The sequence below is a fragment of the Mesorhizobium sp. ES1-6 genome, assembly GCF_020164775.1.
Taxonomy (GTDB): Bacteria; Pseudomonadota; Alphaproteobacteria; order Rhizobiales; family Rhizobiaceae; genus Mesorhizobium.
The window spans coordinates 173,387-188,362 of record NZ_JAIUGU010000003.1 but is presented as its reverse complement, the minus strand read 5'-3'; the positions used below and the strand labels follow the sequence as shown (position 1 = coordinate 188,362).

17 protein-coding genes and 1 pseudogene are annotated in these 14,976 nt (G+C 64.1%); 11 read left to right on the top strand and 7 right to left on the bottom strand.

The features are described 5' to 3' along the window. Positions 1-238 precede the first annotated feature (238 nt). Positions 239-406 (top strand): hypothetical protein, encoded by a 168-nt coding sequence (locus LB564_RS09655; RefSeq protein ID WP_023774506.1) that lies wholly within the window; start codon positions 239-241, stop codon positions 404-406. 190 nt (positions 407-596) lie between these two features. Here the strand turns inward: LB564_RS09655 and LB564_RS09650 are convergent, their stop codons facing one another. Together LB564_RS09650 and LB564_RS09645 are read right to left on the bottom strand one after the other, a co-directional pair. Next, positions 597-803 carry a DUF1737 domain-containing protein gene (locus LB564_RS09650; protein ID WP_224537076.1) on the bottom strand — a complete coding sequence of 69 codons (207 nt, stop codon included), beginning with the start codon at positions 801-803 and terminating at the stop codon, positions 597-599. A 35-nt stretch (positions 804-838) separates the two neighbouring features. Continuing rightward, positions 839-1,729, bottom strand: a complete 891-nt coding sequence (locus LB564_RS09645) for an HpcH/HpaI aldolase/citrate lyase family protein (RefSeq protein WP_224537074.1) — start codon at positions 1,727-1,729, stop codon at positions 839-841. Between the two features lie 377 nt (positions 1,730-2,106). Here LB564_RS09645 and LB564_RS09640 point away from each other — a divergent pair, with 377 nt between their 5' ends. Genes LB564_RS09640 through LB564_RS09625 form a run of 4 tightly spaced genes read left to right on the top strand, consistent with a single transcriptional unit; the run spans position 2,107 to position 7,123 of the window. Then, on the top strand, positions 2,107-3,642 hold the full coding sequence (locus LB564_RS09640) for a DUF4173 domain-containing protein (RefSeq protein ID WP_224537072.1): 1,536 nt from the start codon (positions 2,107-2,109) through the stop codon (positions 3,640-3,642). 3 nt (positions 3,643-3,645) lie between these two features. Then, the gene (locus LB564_RS09635; RefSeq protein WP_224537069.1) at positions 3,646-4,338 is read left to right on the top strand and encodes a response regulator transcription factor; all 693 of its coding nucleotides are present in this window, start codon (positions 3,646-3,648) and stop codon (positions 4,336-4,338) included. After that, positions 4,329-5,930 (top strand): ATP-binding protein, encoded by a 1,602-nt coding sequence (locus LB564_RS09630; protein ID WP_224537067.1) that lies wholly within the window; start codon positions 4,329-4,331, stop codon positions 5,928-5,930. Before LB564_RS09635 ends, LB564_RS09630 begins: the two co-directional genes overlap by 10 nt. Positions 5,931-5,956: 26 nt before the next feature. Then, entirely contained in the window at positions 5,957-7,123 is a 1,167-nt protein-coding gene (locus LB564_RS09625; RefSeq protein ID WP_224537065.1) for an NAD(P)/FAD-dependent oxidoreductase, read from the top strand. On the opposite strand, the gene LB564_RS09620 is transcribed toward LB564_RS09625, so the two are convergent. The 5 genes and pseudogenes from LB564_RS09620 to LB564_RS09600 all read right to left on the bottom strand — a co-directional run bounded on the left by LB564_RS09620 (position 7,072) and on the right by LB564_RS09600 (position 9,753). Then, positions 7,072-7,899, bottom strand: coding sequence for a DUF72 domain-containing protein (locus tag LB564_RS09620; protein ID WP_224537062.1), 828 nt, complete (start codon positions 7,897-7,899; stop codon positions 7,072-7,074). The two genes, LB564_RS09625 and LB564_RS09620, sit on opposite strands and share 52 nt — an antisense overlap. A 30-nt stretch (positions 7,900-7,929) precedes the next feature. Beyond that, positions 7,930-8,460, bottom strand: coding sequence for an SRPBCC domain-containing protein (locus LB564_RS09615; RefSeq protein ID WP_224537060.1), 531 nt, complete (start codon positions 8,458-8,460; stop codon positions 7,930-7,932). A gap of 42 nt (positions 8,461-8,502) precedes the next feature. After that, positions 8,503-8,924 (bottom strand): annotated as a pseudogene (locus LB564_RS09610) (SRPBCC family protein). After that, entirely contained in the window at positions 8,921-9,241 is a 321-nt protein-coding gene (locus LB564_RS09605) for an ArsR/SmtB family transcription factor (RefSeq protein ID WP_224537058.1), read from the bottom strand. Before LB564_RS09605 ends, LB564_RS09610 begins: the two are co-directional and overlap by 4 nt. Positions 9,242-9,327: 86 nt before the next feature. After that, positions 9,328-9,753 (bottom strand): GNAT family N-acetyltransferase, encoded by a 426-nt coding sequence (locus LB564_RS09600; protein WP_224537055.1) that lies wholly within the window; start codon positions 9,751-9,753, stop codon positions 9,328-9,330. A gap of 160 nt (positions 9,754-9,913) precedes the next feature. On the opposite strand from LB564_RS09600, the gene leuD reads away from it, so the two are divergent. The 6 genes from leuD (at position 9,914) to leuB (ending at position 14,918) form a co-directional block, all read left to right on the top strand. Continuing rightward, positions 9,914-10,519, top strand: a complete 606-nt coding sequence (leuD, locus tag LB564_RS09595) for a 3-isopropylmalate dehydratase small subunit (protein WP_224537053.1) — start codon at positions 9,914-9,916, stop codon at positions 10,517-10,519. Between the two features lie 69 nt (positions 10,520-10,588). Beyond that, complete coding sequence (locus LB564_RS09590) at positions 10,589-11,521, top strand: hypothetical protein (protein WP_224537051.1); 933 nt, start codon at positions 10,589-10,591, stop codon at positions 11,519-11,521. Between the two features lie 214 nt (positions 11,522-11,735). Then, on the top strand, positions 11,736-12,740 hold the full coding sequence (locus LB564_RS09585) for a L,D-transpeptidase (protein ID WP_224537049.1): 1,005 nt from the start codon (positions 11,736-11,738) through the stop codon (positions 12,738-12,740). A gap of 156 nt (positions 12,741-12,896) precedes the next feature. Next, positions 12,897-13,280 (top strand): RidA family protein, encoded by a 384-nt coding sequence (locus tag LB564_RS09580; RefSeq protein ID WP_127276581.1) that lies wholly within the window; start codon positions 12,897-12,899, stop codon positions 13,278-13,280. A 12-nt stretch (positions 13,281-13,292) separates the two neighbouring features. Beyond that, on the top strand, positions 13,293-13,643 hold the full coding sequence (locus LB564_RS09575) for a VOC family protein (protein WP_224537047.1): 351 nt from the start codon (positions 13,293-13,295) through the stop codon (positions 13,641-13,643). A 171-nt stretch (positions 13,644-13,814) separates the two neighbouring features. Beyond that, entirely contained in the window at positions 13,815-14,918 is a 1,104-nt protein-coding gene (leuB, locus tag LB564_RS09570; RefSeq protein ID WP_224537045.1) for a 3-isopropylmalate dehydrogenase, read from the top strand. Positions 14,919-14,976 lie beyond the last annotated feature (58 nt).

Genomic DNA, 14,976 nt, shown 5'->3' with positions numbered 1-14,976 from the left:
GGCATCACGTGACGCCGGATCAAGCCAGCCCGCGATCGATCTGGCAAGACGGGGCATCGGCAATTGTAAGACAAAACGGAGGGAATGTTCTTTAGGATGCCATTAACCGGCTATGCGCGCAGTGCAATGGTGCATTGCAACATCTTCTTTTTGCAACGCACCATTACTATGTCATGATCCATATCGATCAAGGGAGGAAGAAACCGGCCGCCAAATGCGGCACAGAAGGAACCTTGCTATGATCTTCAACGATCTCATGACCCGCGCTCGCTCCAGCATTGCCAAGCGCAAGCACTACAATCGCCTCGTCGCCGAAATCGACAGCTTCTCCAGCCGCGACCTGGCCGACATGCGCGCCGACCGCTCGGAAATGCTCTACCAGATCCACAAGCAGATCTACGGCTGAGTCGCCGGCCAAGCCGTCACGCTCGTCATCCTTGGGCGTAGCTCCGCGAAGCGGAGTGAAGACCCAGGGATCCATGCCGCGACTTGCGCCGCAAGAATTTCGGTCCAGCGCCGCGCTCAGCCCTATCCTGATCCGGGCCATTCCTCGACCTGTTACGGCATGGAAGAGAGAAGGGCCTCGGCGCTGTCCCCTACCAGTCGCTGAGCTTGGTATCCGGCCCGTATTCCTGGCCATCGACATCCTTCACCACGGCCTGGCCGCAGCGCATGGTCTTGACTTTCTTGTCATAGGCATAGGTCGGCGAGCCGAACAGGTGCCAGCCCTTGTTCAGTGCCGCCGTCACCTTGTGGCAGAAACTGGCGTCGTCCGGCGCGGTGAGAAAGCGGTAGAGTTTCATCGTCCAAGTCCTGTCGTATCCATGGTCGGCGAATATCATGCGCCGATGGCGGCGGCTTTCGCCAGCAGTTTTTCGGCCTGCGCCAGGTGCAGCCGCTCGATCATCCTGCCATTCAGCGCGATGACGCCCTTGCCGCTGTTTTGCGCCTCAGCGAAGGCATCCTTGACCGCGCGCGCCTCCGCCAGCGCCGGCGCCGACGGCGCGAAGGCGAGGTTGGCGGCCTCGATCTGCGAGGGATGGATCAGCGTCTTGCCGTCGAAGCCCATGGCCGCGGCCTGCGTGCATTCGCGGGCGAACGCGTCCGGGTCGCGAAAATCCTTGAACACCCCATCGAGCATGTCGAGGCCGCCGGCGCGCGCCGCTAGCAGCATCTGCATCAGCCATGGCAGGAGATAGGCCCGGTCGGGTGTAGCCAGGACGCCAGTGTCCTTGATCAGGTCATTCGTTCCGGCAATGAAACAATCCAGCCGCGAGGCCGGGTCGCGGCCGAGTTCGGCGATAGCGCCGATGTTGAGCATGGCCTTGGGCGTTTCGATCATCGCCCATAGTTTGACGCTGCCGGGAGCAAAATTGTCGTCCAGCACATCGCCAACCTCGAGCACGTCGCGCGGCGTGTCGACCTTGGGCAGCAGGATGCCGTCCGGTTCCACCTTGGCCACGGCCGCAAGGTCGTCGGCGCCCCATTCGCTGGACAGCGCATTGACGCGCACCACCATCTCGCAGCGCCAGCCATTGGGGCCGGCATCAGGGCGATTGGCGAAAATACCGGCCAGTTTTTCGCGCGCGCCGATCTTGTCGGCGGGGGCGACGGCGTCCTCCAGATCAATGATGACGGCGTCGCAGGCAAGCTGCGCGATCTTGGCCAGCGCCTTGTCATTGGAGGCCGGGACATAGAGCACGGAGCGGCGCGGACGGTAGGTTTCCATACCCGATCTATGCCGCGTGTGGTTGGTCGAGGCAAGCGCGGGACAGCCTATGAGATCGGCCAATCGCGAATGCTGGCGCCGCCCCTCATTGCCCTGCCGGGAATATCTCCCCGTAAACGGGGAGAAAGAAGCTGGCATCGCCTCTGCACGAAAACTGCACGCGCCTGCGGAAATCCTCCTCCAATCCGCCGCACCGTCTCCCATCGCGCCTGCGAGACAGGCGGCATGCAAAAGCGAGCAAAACCCCGTTGGTCCCTGCCTTATCGGCTGCGCAGCGAAGGCTGGTGGCTGGCCGATCCACCGACGGCGACGCTCACGCCTTTCGTTCGCGGACGCCCACCGATGGTCCGGGTGGAAGCCATGGGGAAGATCAGGTCATGATATTGTCGCTCACCGCCGCGCCGAGCTATTGCAACCGCTTCGGCGTTGCCCTGCTGCTGGTGGCGATCGCCGATTTCCTGTTCTACGGCCAGCCAGCCGGCATTACGGTTCTCCTGTTCGCCATCCTGATTGCCGCGGCGGTGGTTGCCGTGCATCCCGCCGCCTTCAGCGACGGCAAGGTATGGCTCAAGCCCGCGGCCTTGCTTGTCGCGCTGCTGCCGCTGGCCGAAACCGTCAGCCCCTTGTCCGTCTCGGTCGCGCTTGCCGCCCTGGCGGCGTTCGCGCTTTCCCTGAGCGGCCAGCTGCGGCACTGCATGGCGCGCATTGCCGGCCAGATCGTGCTGTTTTGGCTGGCGGCTCCGGTCCGGTTCCTCGGCGATTTCTTGCAGTGGCGAAAGGCGGCGCGGCGGTTCGGCGGGCGCCGCATAAGGTTGGCGGCGATCGCGGTCTGGGTGATGCCGCTGACGCTCGGCGCGATCTTCGTCGCTTTGTTCGGTGCCGCCAATCCGGTCATCGAATACTGGCTGTCGCTGATCGATCTGATGAAGCTGCTCGATCTGATCCAACTGGCGCGGATTGCCTTCTGGCTGTTCGCGCTCGCCGGCGTCTGGGTCTTTTTGCGGCCGCGCCTGCCACGTTTTTCGAAGCGCGTCTCCCGGCCAAACAATCCTCTTGCCGCTGCTCAACCGGCGATCAATCCGCAAAGGCACGTCGTTGACATCGTGTTCGGCAAGGCTGCCATCCTGCGCGCGCTGATCGTCTTCAACATCCTGTTCGCGCTGCAGAGCGGGCTCGACGCCACCTATCTGTGGGGCGGGGCAGCGCTTCCCGACGGCTTGAGCTACGCCGCTTACGCGCATCGCGGCGCCTACCCCTTGATCGTCACCGCGCTGCTTGCCGCCGGCTTTGTGCTGGCGGCGCTGAGGCCCGGCAGCGAGACATCGGCCGATCCGCTCATTCGCCGGCTTGTCTATACCTGGGTAGCGCAGAACATCATGCTGGTCGTCTCGTCGATCCTGCGCCTCGACCTCTATGTCGGCATCTATGCGCTGACCTACTGGCGCATCGCCGCTTTCGTCTGGATGGGGCTGGTGGCGGCGGGCCTTGCCCTGATCATTGCCCGCATCGCGCTAGGAAAATCCAATGAATGGCTGTTCTCCGCCAATCTTCTGACGTTATCCCTGGCGCTTTATGCCTGCTGTTACATCAACTTCGCAGCCACGATCGCCAGCTACAATGTCGACCATTCCCTCGAAATGACCGGCCAAGGCATCCCGCTCGACGCCTGGTACCTGCGCTCGCTCGGGCCGGAGGCCTTTCCGGCGCTCGACCGCTTCCTCGACCATCAGGGCAGCACGGCGGATGCCGGTGCCGCCGCCGAATTCGCAAGGTTGCGCGGTGTCGATGAAGGCTGGTATCGCCACCTGCAGGAAAACTGGCGGAGCTGGAGCTTTCGCGACTGGCGCCTGCTTCGCTATCTCGACAGCAGGCGGCCGCTCGTGTTGCCTAGCGTCGCAGAGCCGGATCGCTGAGCCATGCCGCATCATATCCTCGTCGCCGACGACGACCCGCATATCCGCGAGGTGATCTGCTTCGCGCTGGAAAAGGCCGGCATGAAGACATCTGCCGTATACGATGGCGCCACCGCCCTGCGGGCGGTCGAACGGCGCACGCCCGACCTTGTCGTGCTCGACATCGGCATGCCGGAGATGGACGGGCTGGAGGTCTGCCGGAGGCTGCGGCAGCAATCCGACGTGCCGGTGCTGTTCCTATCCGCGCGCGATGAAGAGATCGACCGCATCCTCGGGCTGGAAATGGGTGGCGACGATTATGTCACCAAGCCGTTCAGCCCGCGCGAGCTGGTCGCCCGCGTCAACGTCATCCTGCGCCGCGCCCGCCCAGTGGCGCCCGAACCGGCCGACGACAGGCAGTTCTCGCATGGCAAGCTCATCCTTGCGCCCGCCAGCCACGCCGCCGCCTTCGACGGCAAGCCGCTTACCTTGACCGGCATCGAGTTCTCGATCCTGAAAGGGTTTCTGGCGCGGCCAACCCATGTCCTCGACCGCGACGCGGTAATGGCCAGTGCCTATGCGGGAAAAATCCATGTCGCCGACCGCACCGTCGACAGCCACATCCGCAACCTCCGCGCAAAGCTGGCGGCGGTCGGATGCCTGGATGCCATCGAAACGGTGCATGGCGTCGGCTTCCGGCTCGGCCGATGCGGCTGACGACGTCAAGCAAATGGATCGGCCGCAAATGGCGGCCGCGCCTGGCCACGGTCGTCGTCGCCATCCTGATCCTGGTGATGGCGCTGCCGCTGGTCGGCCTGTTCTTCTTCCGCCTCTACGAGAACCAGCTGATCCGCCAGACCGAGGCGGAGCTGATCGCGCAAGGTGCCGCCATTGCCGCCATCTATGCGCAAGAGGTGCGCGACGCCGGCATTCCCGGCGACAAGCTCGGCGCGCCGATGCCGTCGGCCAATGACGGCGCGAGCCGCGGCGCCAATCCCGATGCACCCTATCGGCCCGTCGAGCCGGAGCTCGATCTCGCCTCGGACTACGTACTTGCGACCCGGCCGGCGGGGACGCCCGCCGTGGCCGAGCCCGCTTTCGCTGTAATCGGGGCGCGCCTGTCCGGCATTCTCGACGCGACGCAGAAGACCACGCTCGCCGGCTTCCGGCTGCTCGATCCCACAGGCGTCGTCATTGCCGGGCGCGACGAGCTCGGGCAGTCGCTTGCCGGGGTCGAGGAGGTGCGTGCAGCCCTTGCCGGGCGCTATGCCAGCGCACTCCGGCTGCGCATCCCCAACCAGCCGGCCCCGCCGCTCTATTCGGTCAGCCGCGGCACCAAGGTGCGCGTCTTCGTCGCTTTGCCGGTGGCGGTGGATGGCCAGGTCGCCGGCGTGGTCTATGTCTCGCGGACGCCCAACAACATCATAAAACATCTCTATGGCGAACGCGGCAAGGTGACGGCGGCGGCGATCGCCATCCTCGGCGGCACGCTGCTCATCGGCCTCGTCTTCCTGCGCACCGTCAGCCGGCCGATCTATGCGCTGATCGACCGCACCCAGCGCATCGCCGCCGGCGAGCGCGACGCGATCCGGCCGCTCGATCATCATGGCACGCGCGAAATGGCCGAATTGTCCGCCGCCTTTCTCGACATGGCCGAGAAACTGCAGGCGCGCTCGGATAGCATCCAGACCTTCGCCACCCATGTCTCGCATGAGCTGAAATCGCCGCTGACGGCGATCCAGGGGGCCGCCGAACTGCTGCGCGATTCCGGCTCGGCGATGGACGATGCCGAGCGGCGGCGCTTCTCCAACAATATCGTCACCGATGCCGGACGGCTCAACCTTTTGGTCCGGCGGCTGCTCGATCTGGCGCGGGCGGAAAACCTCGCGCCGAGCGGCGAAAGCACCTCGGTCGGCGCGGCGCTGGCGTTGCTTCCCGCCGAGACCAGGCTGATGGTTGAAGTCGAGGCCGGCGGCGACCTGGCCCTGCGCATCTCGGCCGAGAACGCGGCAATCGTGCTTGCCAACCTCATCGACAACTCGGCCAGGCATGGCGCAACGCTGGTTTCGATCGCTGCCGCGAGCGCTGGCGGCAAGGCAACCGTGCTGGTCAGCGATGACGGCGCCGGCATTTCGCCAAGCAACCGGGCGCGCATCTTCGAGCCGTTCTTCACCACGCGGCGAGAGTCCGGCGGCACCGGCATGGGCCTCGGCATCGTGCTGGCCCTCCTGAAAGCGCATGATGGTACCATCCGGCTGGTTGACAGCGCGCGCGGCACGCGCTTCGAGATCACTTTGCCGGTCGCGTAGAGTGTGGACGGCGGATCGGAGAAAAAGTGCGCTACGACATCGTCATCATCGGCGGGGCCATCGTCGGGTCCTCGATCGCATATTATCTGCGCGAGGAAGGGTTTTCCGGCTCGATCGCCTTGATCGAACGCGATCCGCAATTCGCCCACGCGGCGACGACGCTCTCCATGGCCTCGATCCGCCAGCAATTCTCGATTCCGGAAAACATCCGCCTGTCGCAGTTCACGCTGAAACTGTTCCGGCGGCTGAAGGAGGAATTCGGCGCGGACGCCGATATCGGTTTTCGCGAAGGCGGCTATCTCATCCTTGCCGGCGAGGCCGGGCTGCCAATCCTCAGGGCCAACCACGAGGCGCAGGTCGCCGAGGGCGCCGACATACTGCTCGAGGACGCCGAACAACTGACGCGCCGCTTCCCCTGGCTGTCGGCCGAAGGCATCATCGCCGGCGCCTATGGCCGCACCGGCGAAGGCTGGTTCGACGCCCATGCGATGCTGATGCTGTTCCGCAAGGCGCTGCGGCAGAAGAAAGTCGATTTCATCAGCGCTTCGGTCACCGGCATCGAGCGGCAGGGCGGCCGCGTCACCGGTGTCAGCCTCGACAACGGCGAGACGCTGGAAGCCGGTATTGTCGTCAACGCCGCCGGCCCGAACGCCGGCAAGGTCGCCGCCCTTGCCGGGCTGGCGCTGCCGGTCGAGCCGCGCAAGCGCAACGTCTTCGTCTTCGAGGCGCGCGAGAAATATGCCGACATGCCGCTGCTGGTCGATCCCTCGGGCATCTATGTCAGGCCGGAAGGCTCGGTCTATCTCACCGGCGGCGCCGAGCCGGAAGAGGGCGACGGCCCGGCCGATCCCGGAGATTTCGAGGTCGACTGGCCGCTGTTCGAAGAGGTGATCTGGCCGGTGCTGGCGACCCGCATCCCGGCTTTCGAAGCCATCAAGCCGACGCGCGCCTGGGCCGGGCATTATGACTACAACACGCTCGACCAGAACGCGGTGATCGGCCCGCATCCGGCGGTGACGAATTTCCTGTTCGCCAACGGCTTCTCCGGCCACGGCCTGCAGCAGGCGCCGGCGGTCGGCAAGGCGCTGGCGGAACTCATCGTGCATGGCGGCTACCGGACGATCGACTGCTCGGCGTTTGGCTATGAACGGGTGGCCGAAGGGCGGGCGTTCCGGGAATTGAACGTGATTTGAAACGCGCTTCTTCCTTCTCCCCTTGTGGGAGAAGGAAGAAGTGCCTGGGGTATCATCGCCTCCACCTTGAGCGCATTGCCCAACGCATGGCCCCCGGCCGTGTTGTCGAAAATCCCCCAGACCTCGGCGCCGGAAGCCGCCGCCGCCGCCATCTGCCCGCTGAATCGGGCGAGGCTTTCGGCGTCGTAGTCGGAGTAATAAACGCGCGGCGCGCCATGCCAGCGGAAATAGGCAAGGCAGGGCCAGCCGCCCGGCGACGCGGCGGCCGGCACCAGAGCGGGGTCGGCGGCGACGCGCGCGACCCGGCGATCGGCCAGAAGCGCTTCCGCCTCGGCTTCGAACCAGCTGGGATGGCGCGGTTCGCAGGTCAGCCGGGTTTGGGTTCGCTTGCCCGCCATGTCGAAGAAGCCGCTCGCGACATCCGGCTCGAAGGAGAGGCTCGGCGGCAGTTGCACCAGAAGCACGCTCAGCTTTGCACCGAGACCTTCGACCTCTTGGAGGAAACTGTCGAGGAGGTCGTCGCAGCCGGCGAGACGGCGCTCATGGGTGATGGCCTTCGGCATCTTGACCGCGAAGCGGAAATGCTCCGGCACGGAGCGTGCCCAACGCTCATAGGTCTCGCGGCGATGCGGCTTGTAGAAGGAGGTGTCGATCTCGACGATCGGGAAGTGCCTGGAGTAGCGTTCGAGATGCGATCCGGGTTCTGGAAAATCCTGCCTGTATCGTGTCGGAATACCCCAGCCGGCCGTGCCCATGAAACATGCCTGTTTTCCCATGCATGGGATGTGGGCCGAATGAGGTGTGGGTCAAGGCGGACAGAGGCTGCGCAAAGCAACGACCCCCTGCTCACGCCGCGGCCAGTCTTCCGCCTCGACATGCGCCTGCAGCCAGGCCAGCACCCGCGCCCAGCTCTCTGCATGTTCCGCCGCCGCCCCGTGCAGCCCGGCAAAACCGCCATGGCAGATGGTGAGGCGCGTGCCCCTAGCAATCGGCTGCAGCAGCCAGGCTACCGTGGTTTGCCGCCGGCCAAGCGTGGGATGGTCCCATGTATAGGCCCGCGTCTGGACGATCCGGCGCGGCACCTCGATCTCGAGGAATTCGCCACTGGCCGGCAGGTCCGTGCCGTCGGCAGTTCGGACAATAGCGGTCCAATGGCCGCCGACGCGCAGGTCGGCCGACCAGTCGACCATGCGGCCGGTGTCGGCCGACCCCCACCATTGCTCGACTTCCTTGCCAACCAGTGCCTCGAAGATGCGTTCCGGAGGCGCCTCGATCTCGGTCGATGCCATGACGGTGTCGCCATTGGTCATGCTCCGTACCCTGAGAGCATGGATCATGGATGCCTCCACATCGATTTGTTTCGTTGACGAAACAAGCCTTCAGCTCTTTGATGGCGGTCGCTCGAACCCCTTGCCGGTCTCGAGCAGGCTCTTCAGGCTGGCCAGCACCAGCGGCCATCCCTTGGCGACGTTGCCGATCAGCCTGTGGGGAGCTTCATCAGCTCGCCGTCCGGCTCGATGGTGAAGGTGCAGCGCGTGTAGCCGTCTTCCCTGATCTCGGGCATCCATTCATTGCGCCATTTGATGACCAGGCGCCGCGGCGGATCGATCTCGAGGATCTCGCCGCTGTCGGCGACACGGCCGTCGGGGAAGATCAGCTTCCAGCTAGAGCCCACCTTCCATTCGCTCTCCTGATAGGAGCAGAGGAAAAACTGCCGGTTGAACTCCGGGTCGGTCAACGCTTCCCAGAGCTTTTCGGCCGTGGTGCGAATATAGGTCACATAAACGAAGCTGTTGCTCATCGGTCTTCCCTTTCGAGGCGTTTCTTCAGGTCGCTGAGGGCGGTCAGCCGCCCCCGCTCGAATTTGCCAATCCAGCGTTCGGCGATCTCGTTGATCGGAACCGGGTTGAGATAGTGCTCCTTCTCTCGCCCCCGGCGGATGGTGGCGACGAGGTTTGCTTCCTCCAGGATCGCCAGGTGCTTGGTCACCGCCTGCCGGGTCATGGCCATCTCGGCGCACAGCGCATTCAGCGTCTGCCCATTCCTGGCATGGAGACTGTCCAGCAATTGCCGGCGTGTCGGGTCCGCCAGGGCGCGAAAGACTGCATCCATGCTCATAGCTCTAATATGCAACCGTTTGGTTGCATGTCAAGCGGCAAGATCGCACGCCGTTGACGACCGGATAGATCGCAGGAGCGAAAAAATCAGCGCTTGCGGGAGATCCAGAAGGCGTCGGGCATGCGCTTCATGCCGATGCGTTGGTAGAAGCCGACGGCGTCGGGCATCGAAATCAGGCTGATGGCGACCGACGGTCCGAGCTGCCGGGCCACTTCGTCCATCAGCCCCTTGCCGATGCCCAGCCCCTGCGCCTTGGCCGAGACGGCGAGATCGCTCATATAGCAGACCCAGGAAAAGTCGGTCAGGCAGCGGGCAACGCCGATCAGCGGCTTGCCTTCCATGTCGAGACGGGCGGTCACGATCAGATTGGCGCCGTCCAGCATGGCCTTCAGCCTTGCCTCGTCATCGACGGGCCGGACTTCGCCGAGACCGGATTCCACCAGCACGCGGCGGAATTCTGGCGTATCGAGCGATGCTTCGCGGGCGTAGAGAATGTGCGACTGTTCGGCCATGGCGTCCACACTGCATCAGTCCCGGCCGATCCCAAACCGCTTTTTCCGCTTTTGTCCGATGGGTCAAGGGCGCGCACGAACAGTTGCCTTTTATTTGCCGCCGGCTTTGTGTAAACCGGGCTCCAGAAAATCCCCCGCAACGAAAACACGGGCCAAAGCCATGGAAAAATTCACCAAGCTGACCGGCGTCGCCGCTCCCATGCCGATCGTCAATGTCGACACCGACATGATCATCCCGAAGGATTATCTCAAGACGATCAAGCGCACCGGGCTTGGCACCGGCCTGTTCGCCGAGATGCGCTACAAGGACGACGGTTCGGAAAACCCGGATTTCGTGCTCAACAAGCCGGCCTACCGCAAGGCGCAGATCCTGGTCGCCGGCGACAATTTCGGCTGCGGCTCGAGCCGCGAACACGCGCCATGGGCGCTGCTCGACTTCGGCATTCGCTGCGTCATCTCGACCTCGTTCGCCGACATCTTCTACAACAACTGCTTCAAGAACGGCGTGCTGCCGATCACCGTCAGCCCCGAGGATCTGGAGAAGCTGATGGATGACGCCTCGCGCGGCTCCAACGCCACGCTGTCTGTGGACCTCGAAGCCAAGGAAATCCGCGGCCCCGATGGCGGCGTGGTCGCCTTCGACCTCGACGACTTCAAGCGCCATTGCCTGCTCAATGGCCTCGACGACATCGGCCTGACCATGGAAAAGGCCGGCGCCATCGCCTCGTTCGAGAAGCGCAACGCCGAACAGCGCCCCTGGGCCTGAGCGGCGCCGTTCGGAACGATAGGTCCGGCCCTTTGAGGCCGGTTTGGTGCGACTGAAGGAGGGACAGTCATGCGAGATCAGCTTCTTGCCGGCGCCTGCGGGCTGGCCTTGCTGCTCATGCCTGTCTCAAGCATCCTCGCGCAGACGCAGACGCCGGCCACGCAGCCGGCGCCAGCCGAACAGCCGGCCGCCGGGCAGGACACGGGAACCAACGCCGCCGACGCTTCCGACGACGACAAGCAGGCGCCGGTGCCGTTCGAGGGCGGCCAGCTGACCATTACGCAGCCGGAGCAGGATGGCGAGAAGGTGCTGGCCTATGAAGGCAAGCAGCTGGCCAGCAACTACGACGTCTTCTTCGACAAAATCGTGGAGGTCGGCGGCGTCAAGGTGGCGCTGTTCGATGTCGGCGACGGCGGCAACCAGTGCGGTCCGGCCAAGGTGATCGTCTGGAAACCTGAGGGCGGCAGCATCCAGAGCACAAGGGTCGAACAGGACGAGTGCGGCGCGCCGCCGGCGGCGGTGTCAGACGACGCCATCTATTTCGTACCGTATCTTCTACCGGGCGACGACAAACCGGCCCTACAGTGGTCGCCGACATCAGGGCTGACCATTTCGGGCAATCTGACCTACATGCCGGAGCCCGGCACCGACTGGAAGGATCTCGACCCGGCGAAATACGACAACATCATCGACGCCTTCCACAATGAGGCGGTCTACAAGGAAGCGCAAAACCTGCTCGGCAAGGACATGCCCGACATGGCGACCAGCCTGCTGGTCGGTGGCGGCACGGAAAAGACCGCGTCCGGCGCGTTCTACGCCAGCGGCTGCGTGCCGCATGATTGCGGCGGCAATGACGGCTTCATGGCGGTCGACCCGGCCAAGCACCAGCTCTATTTCGCCCGCCGCGGCGACAAGCCCGAACCGGATGCCTGGCCGGCGCTGGCGACATGGCCGGCAGACGTGAAGGACGCGCTGGACAAGGCGATGGGATCGGCAAACTAGCCAGAGCATTTCCGGCGAACGAGGGAGCGCACTCCAGTGCTCTGCCCTTTGTTTCGCGCAGGACGCGGTTTTGTACGCCCTTCTTCCTTTGAGCGCCGCCGGTCGCCTTTCTGCCCAACGCGCGTCAGCGGCAATATTCACTGGGACAAATGGAACCAGATCGCCCGCGCGGCGTCATAGAAACAGCTTCGCGGCAGTGCCTGGAGTAACATTGATGGGCAGGCTCATTCTTCTGGCGCTTATTTTGTTCGCCTTTGCATCTGGCATCACGGAGGCGGCAAAGCTGGACGGCACCGCCGTCAACGATGCTCAATTCGGCGACGCCGCAACGAAAGGCGTTGATGCGACCGTTCTGAAGGCGCAGATCCTTTTGGATCGCGCGCGGTTCTCGCCTGGCCTCATTGACGGCCACCAAGCGGAGAACTTCGCCAAGGCGGTGCAGGCATTTCAGGCGGCAAACGCCCTGCCCGCCGATGGCAAGCTCAACCGGGAGACCTGGGACAAGCTGGTCGCAACCTCGCCAGGCGCGGTTCTTGTGAACTACGAGTTGACGCGCAAGGACGTGCGTGGACCGTTTGCCAAACGCATTCCGGCAAGCATGGAAAGGATGGCTCGCCTGCGCGGGCTCGGCTATCGCAATTCGCTGGAACGGATCGCGGAGCACTTCCACATCAGCGAACAATTGCTGCGGAAGCTCAACCCGGGCATCAGCTTCAGGACGGCGGGCTCAAAGGTGCTGGTGCCGGCTATCGACCGAGGCGATTCGCCCTCAACCGTTGTCAGCGTCGAAATCGACAAGGCCGCGCGCCAGGTTCGCGTTCTCGACGACTCCGGCAAAGTGGTTTCGGTCTACCCCGCCTCGATTGGAAGCAAAGAGAAGCCGGCGCCGAGCGGCGATGCACAAGTAACCCGCGTGGTCCACAATCCCACTTATCACTACGATCCCCGCTTCGCCTTCAAGGGGGTTAGGACCAAACGGCCCTTCACCATCGCTGCTGGGCCCAACAATCCTGTCGGATCTATCTGGATCGATCTGTCCATTGAAAGTTACGGGATTCACGGCACGCCCGAACCAGGCAAGATCGGGAAGACCTTTTCGCACGGTTGCATCAGACTGACCAATTGGGATGCCGAAGACCTCGCCCTTGAGGTGCACAAAGGCACAAAGGTTGTCTTCACCGGAGAAACGGCTGAATCGGCCAAGGGCCAACCCGGCTGACGCATCGCAGTCAATGCAATTTATGAACCCCTGGAAGAGGATGAGGGAGCTGGCCGCCGACTTTGCGGAGTCTGTACCGCCGATCCGCCCGTGTTTGGCCCATGACGGGATCGGGATTTGTCCCCACAGAATGGCAGCAACAATCCGAGGCTCCTCATGCGCAAGCTCATCTCCACCGGCTCACCATTCGAAAAGACCGCCGGCTATTCGCGCGCCGTGGTCCAGGGCGACTGGTGCTTCGTGTCCGGGACCACCGGCTATGACTATGCCACCATGACGATGCCGGAGACGGTCGAGGCACAGACGCGCAATTGCCTGGCGACGATCGGCAAGGCGCTCGGGGATGGCGGCTTCGAGATGGCCGATGTGGTGCGGGCGCATTACTACATCACCGACCAGGCCTTCGTGGATGTCGTCTTCCCGATCCTGGGCGAGACGTTCGGCGACATCAGGCCGGCGGCGACGATGATCGTCTGCCAGCTCAACAAGCCGGAGATGAAGATCGAAATCGAGGTGACGGCGCTGCGGCGCACGGCTTGAGAGGACCAGAGCATGAAGGTCCGGCGCATCGTCGCCAATATCGAGACGCAGGACGCGGCGGCGGCCAGCCGTTTCTACCATGACGTGCTCGGCCTCGACCTGCTCATGGACCATGGCTGGATCGCGACCTACGGCTCCCCGGAGACCATGCAGGTGCAGGTCAGCTTCATGGAGCAAGGCGGGTCCGGCACGCCGGTACCGGATCTGTCGATTGAGGTCGACGATGTCGATGCGGCGTTCGAGGCCATGAAGCAAGCGGGTTTCGCCGTCGAATACGGGCCGGCCGACGAGCCCTGGGGCGTGCGGCGCTTTTATGTGCGCGATCCCTACGGCCGGCTGGTCAACATTCTCTCGCATCGGTGATGGCATCTTCGGTGAGGCAGTAACTTAGGCAGGACAGAGGGGCGCGCGAAGGACCGCAGACGGCGCCCTTGTTCGCATCGCGGCATTCTCCCTCCCCGTTACGGCTTGCGCTGCAACCACTTGGCGTTTAGCAAGGCGCCGGTTCAATTCTCTCCCAGGACGGTTTTCACCATGGCGACGAAGCATCTTTTCCTGCTCCCCGGCGACGGCATCGGCCCCGAGGCCATGGCCGAGGTCAAGAAGCTGATCGCGGCCATGAACGAAAAGCTCGGCAGCGGCTTCGCCACCGATGAAGGCCTCGTCGGCGGCTGCGCCTATGATGCGCATGGTGCTGCGATTTCCGATGCCGACATGGAAAAGGCTGTTGCAGCTGACGCGGTGTTGTTCGGCGCCGTCGGCGGGCCGAAATGGGATGCGGTGCCTTACGAGGTGCGCCCCGAGGCCGGCCTGCTGCGGCTGCGCAAGGACATGGAGCTGTTCGCCAATCTCAGGCCCGCCATCTGCTATCCGGCGCTCGCCGCATCGTCCTCGCTGAAGCAGGAAGTGGTCGAAGGCCTCGACATCCTCATCGTGCGCGAGCTGACCGGCGGCGTCTATTTCGGCGAGCCCAAGCAGATCATCGATCTCGGCAACGGCCAGAAGCGCGGCATCGACACGCAGGTCTACGACACGTTCGAGATCGAGCGCATTTCGGGCGTCGCCTTCGAGCTGGCGCGGACCCGCAAGAACCACGTCACCTCGATGGAAAAGCGCAACGTCATGAAGTCGGGCGTGCTGTGGAACGAGGTCGTCACCCAAACCCACAAGGCGCGCTATTCCGACGTCAAGCTCGACCACATGCTGGCGGACGCCGGCGGCATGCAACTGGTGCGCTGGCCAAAGCAGTTCGACGTCATCGTCACCGACAATCTGTTCGGCGACATGCTGTCCGACATCGCCGCCATGCTGACCGGCTCGATCGGCATGCTGCCGTCGGCCTCGCTCGGCGCGCCCGATGTGAAGACCAAGAAGCGCAAGGCGCTCTACGAGCCGGTGCACGGCTCGGCGCCCGATATCGCCGGCAAGGGCATCGCCAACCCGATCGCCATGATTGCCTCCTTCGCCATGTGCCTGCGCTATTCCTTCGGCATGGTCGCCGAAGCCGACAAGCTCGAAGGGGCGATCGCCGCCGTGCTCGACGACGGATTGCGCACCAAGGATATCTTCTCTCAAGGGATGACCGAGGTCGGCACCGTCGCGATGGGCGACGCCATCATCGCAAAGTTCCTGGGTTGATCCGGCGCGCGCCGCCTCGCACAGAGGCGGCGCCATGATGCGCCGGCGGCATGGCCAG

Coding starts and splice junctions, on each gene's coding strand:
- LB564_RS09655 (WP_023774506.1), top strand. CDS start 239: ATGATCTTCAACGATCTCATGACCCGCGCTCGCTCCAGCATTGCCAAG.
- LB564_RS09650 (WP_224537076.1), bottom strand. CDS start 803: ATGAAACTCTACCGCTTTCTCACCGCGCCGGACGACGCCAGTTTCTGC.
- LB564_RS09645 (WP_224537074.1), bottom strand. CDS start 1,729: ATGGAAACCTACCGTCCGCGCCGCTCCGTGCTCTATGTCCCGGCCTCC.
- LB564_RS09640 (WP_224537072.1), top strand. CDS start 2,107: ATGATATTGTCGCTCACCGCCGCGCCGAGCTATTGCAACCGCTTCGGC.
- LB564_RS09635 (WP_224537069.1), top strand. CDS start 3,646: ATGCCGCATCATATCCTCGTCGCCGACGACGACCCGCATATCCGCGAG.
- LB564_RS09630 (WP_224537067.1), top strand. CDS start 4,329: ATGCGGCTGACGACGTCAAGCAAATGGATCGGCCGCAAATGGCGGCCG.
- LB564_RS09620 (WP_224537062.1), bottom strand. CDS start 7,899: ATGGGAAAACAGGCATGTTTCATGGGCACGGCCGGCTGGGGTATTCCG.
- LB564_RS09615 (WP_224537060.1), bottom strand. CDS start 8,460: ATGATCCATGCTCTCAGGGTACGGAGCATGACCAATGGCGACACCGTC.
- LB564_RS09605 (WP_224537058.1), bottom strand. CDS start 9,241: ATGAGCATGGATGCAGTCTTTCGCGCCCTGGCGGACCCGACACGCCGG.
- LB564_RS09600 (WP_224537055.1), bottom strand. CDS start 9,753: ATGGCCGAACAGTCGCACATTCTCTACGCCCGCGAAGCATCGCTCGAT.
- leuD (WP_224537053.1), top strand. CDS start 9,914: ATGGAAAAATTCACCAAGCTGACCGGCGTCGCCGCTCCCATGCCGATC.
- LB564_RS09590 (WP_224537051.1), top strand. CDS start 10,589: ATGCGAGATCAGCTTCTTGCCGGCGCCTGCGGGCTGGCCTTGCTGCTC.
- LB564_RS09585 (WP_224537049.1), top strand. CDS start 11,736: ATGGGCAGGCTCATTCTTCTGGCGCTTATTTTGTTCGCCTTTGCATCT.
- LB564_RS09580 (WP_127276581.1), top strand. CDS start 12,897: ATGCGCAAGCTCATCTCCACCGGCTCACCATTCGAAAAGACCGCCGGC.
- LB564_RS09575 (WP_224537047.1), top strand. CDS start 13,293: ATGAAGGTCCGGCGCATCGTCGCCAATATCGAGACGCAGGACGCGGCG.
- leuB (WP_224537045.1), top strand. CDS start 13,815: ATGGCGACGAAGCATCTTTTCCTGCTCCCCGGCGACGGCATCGGCCCC.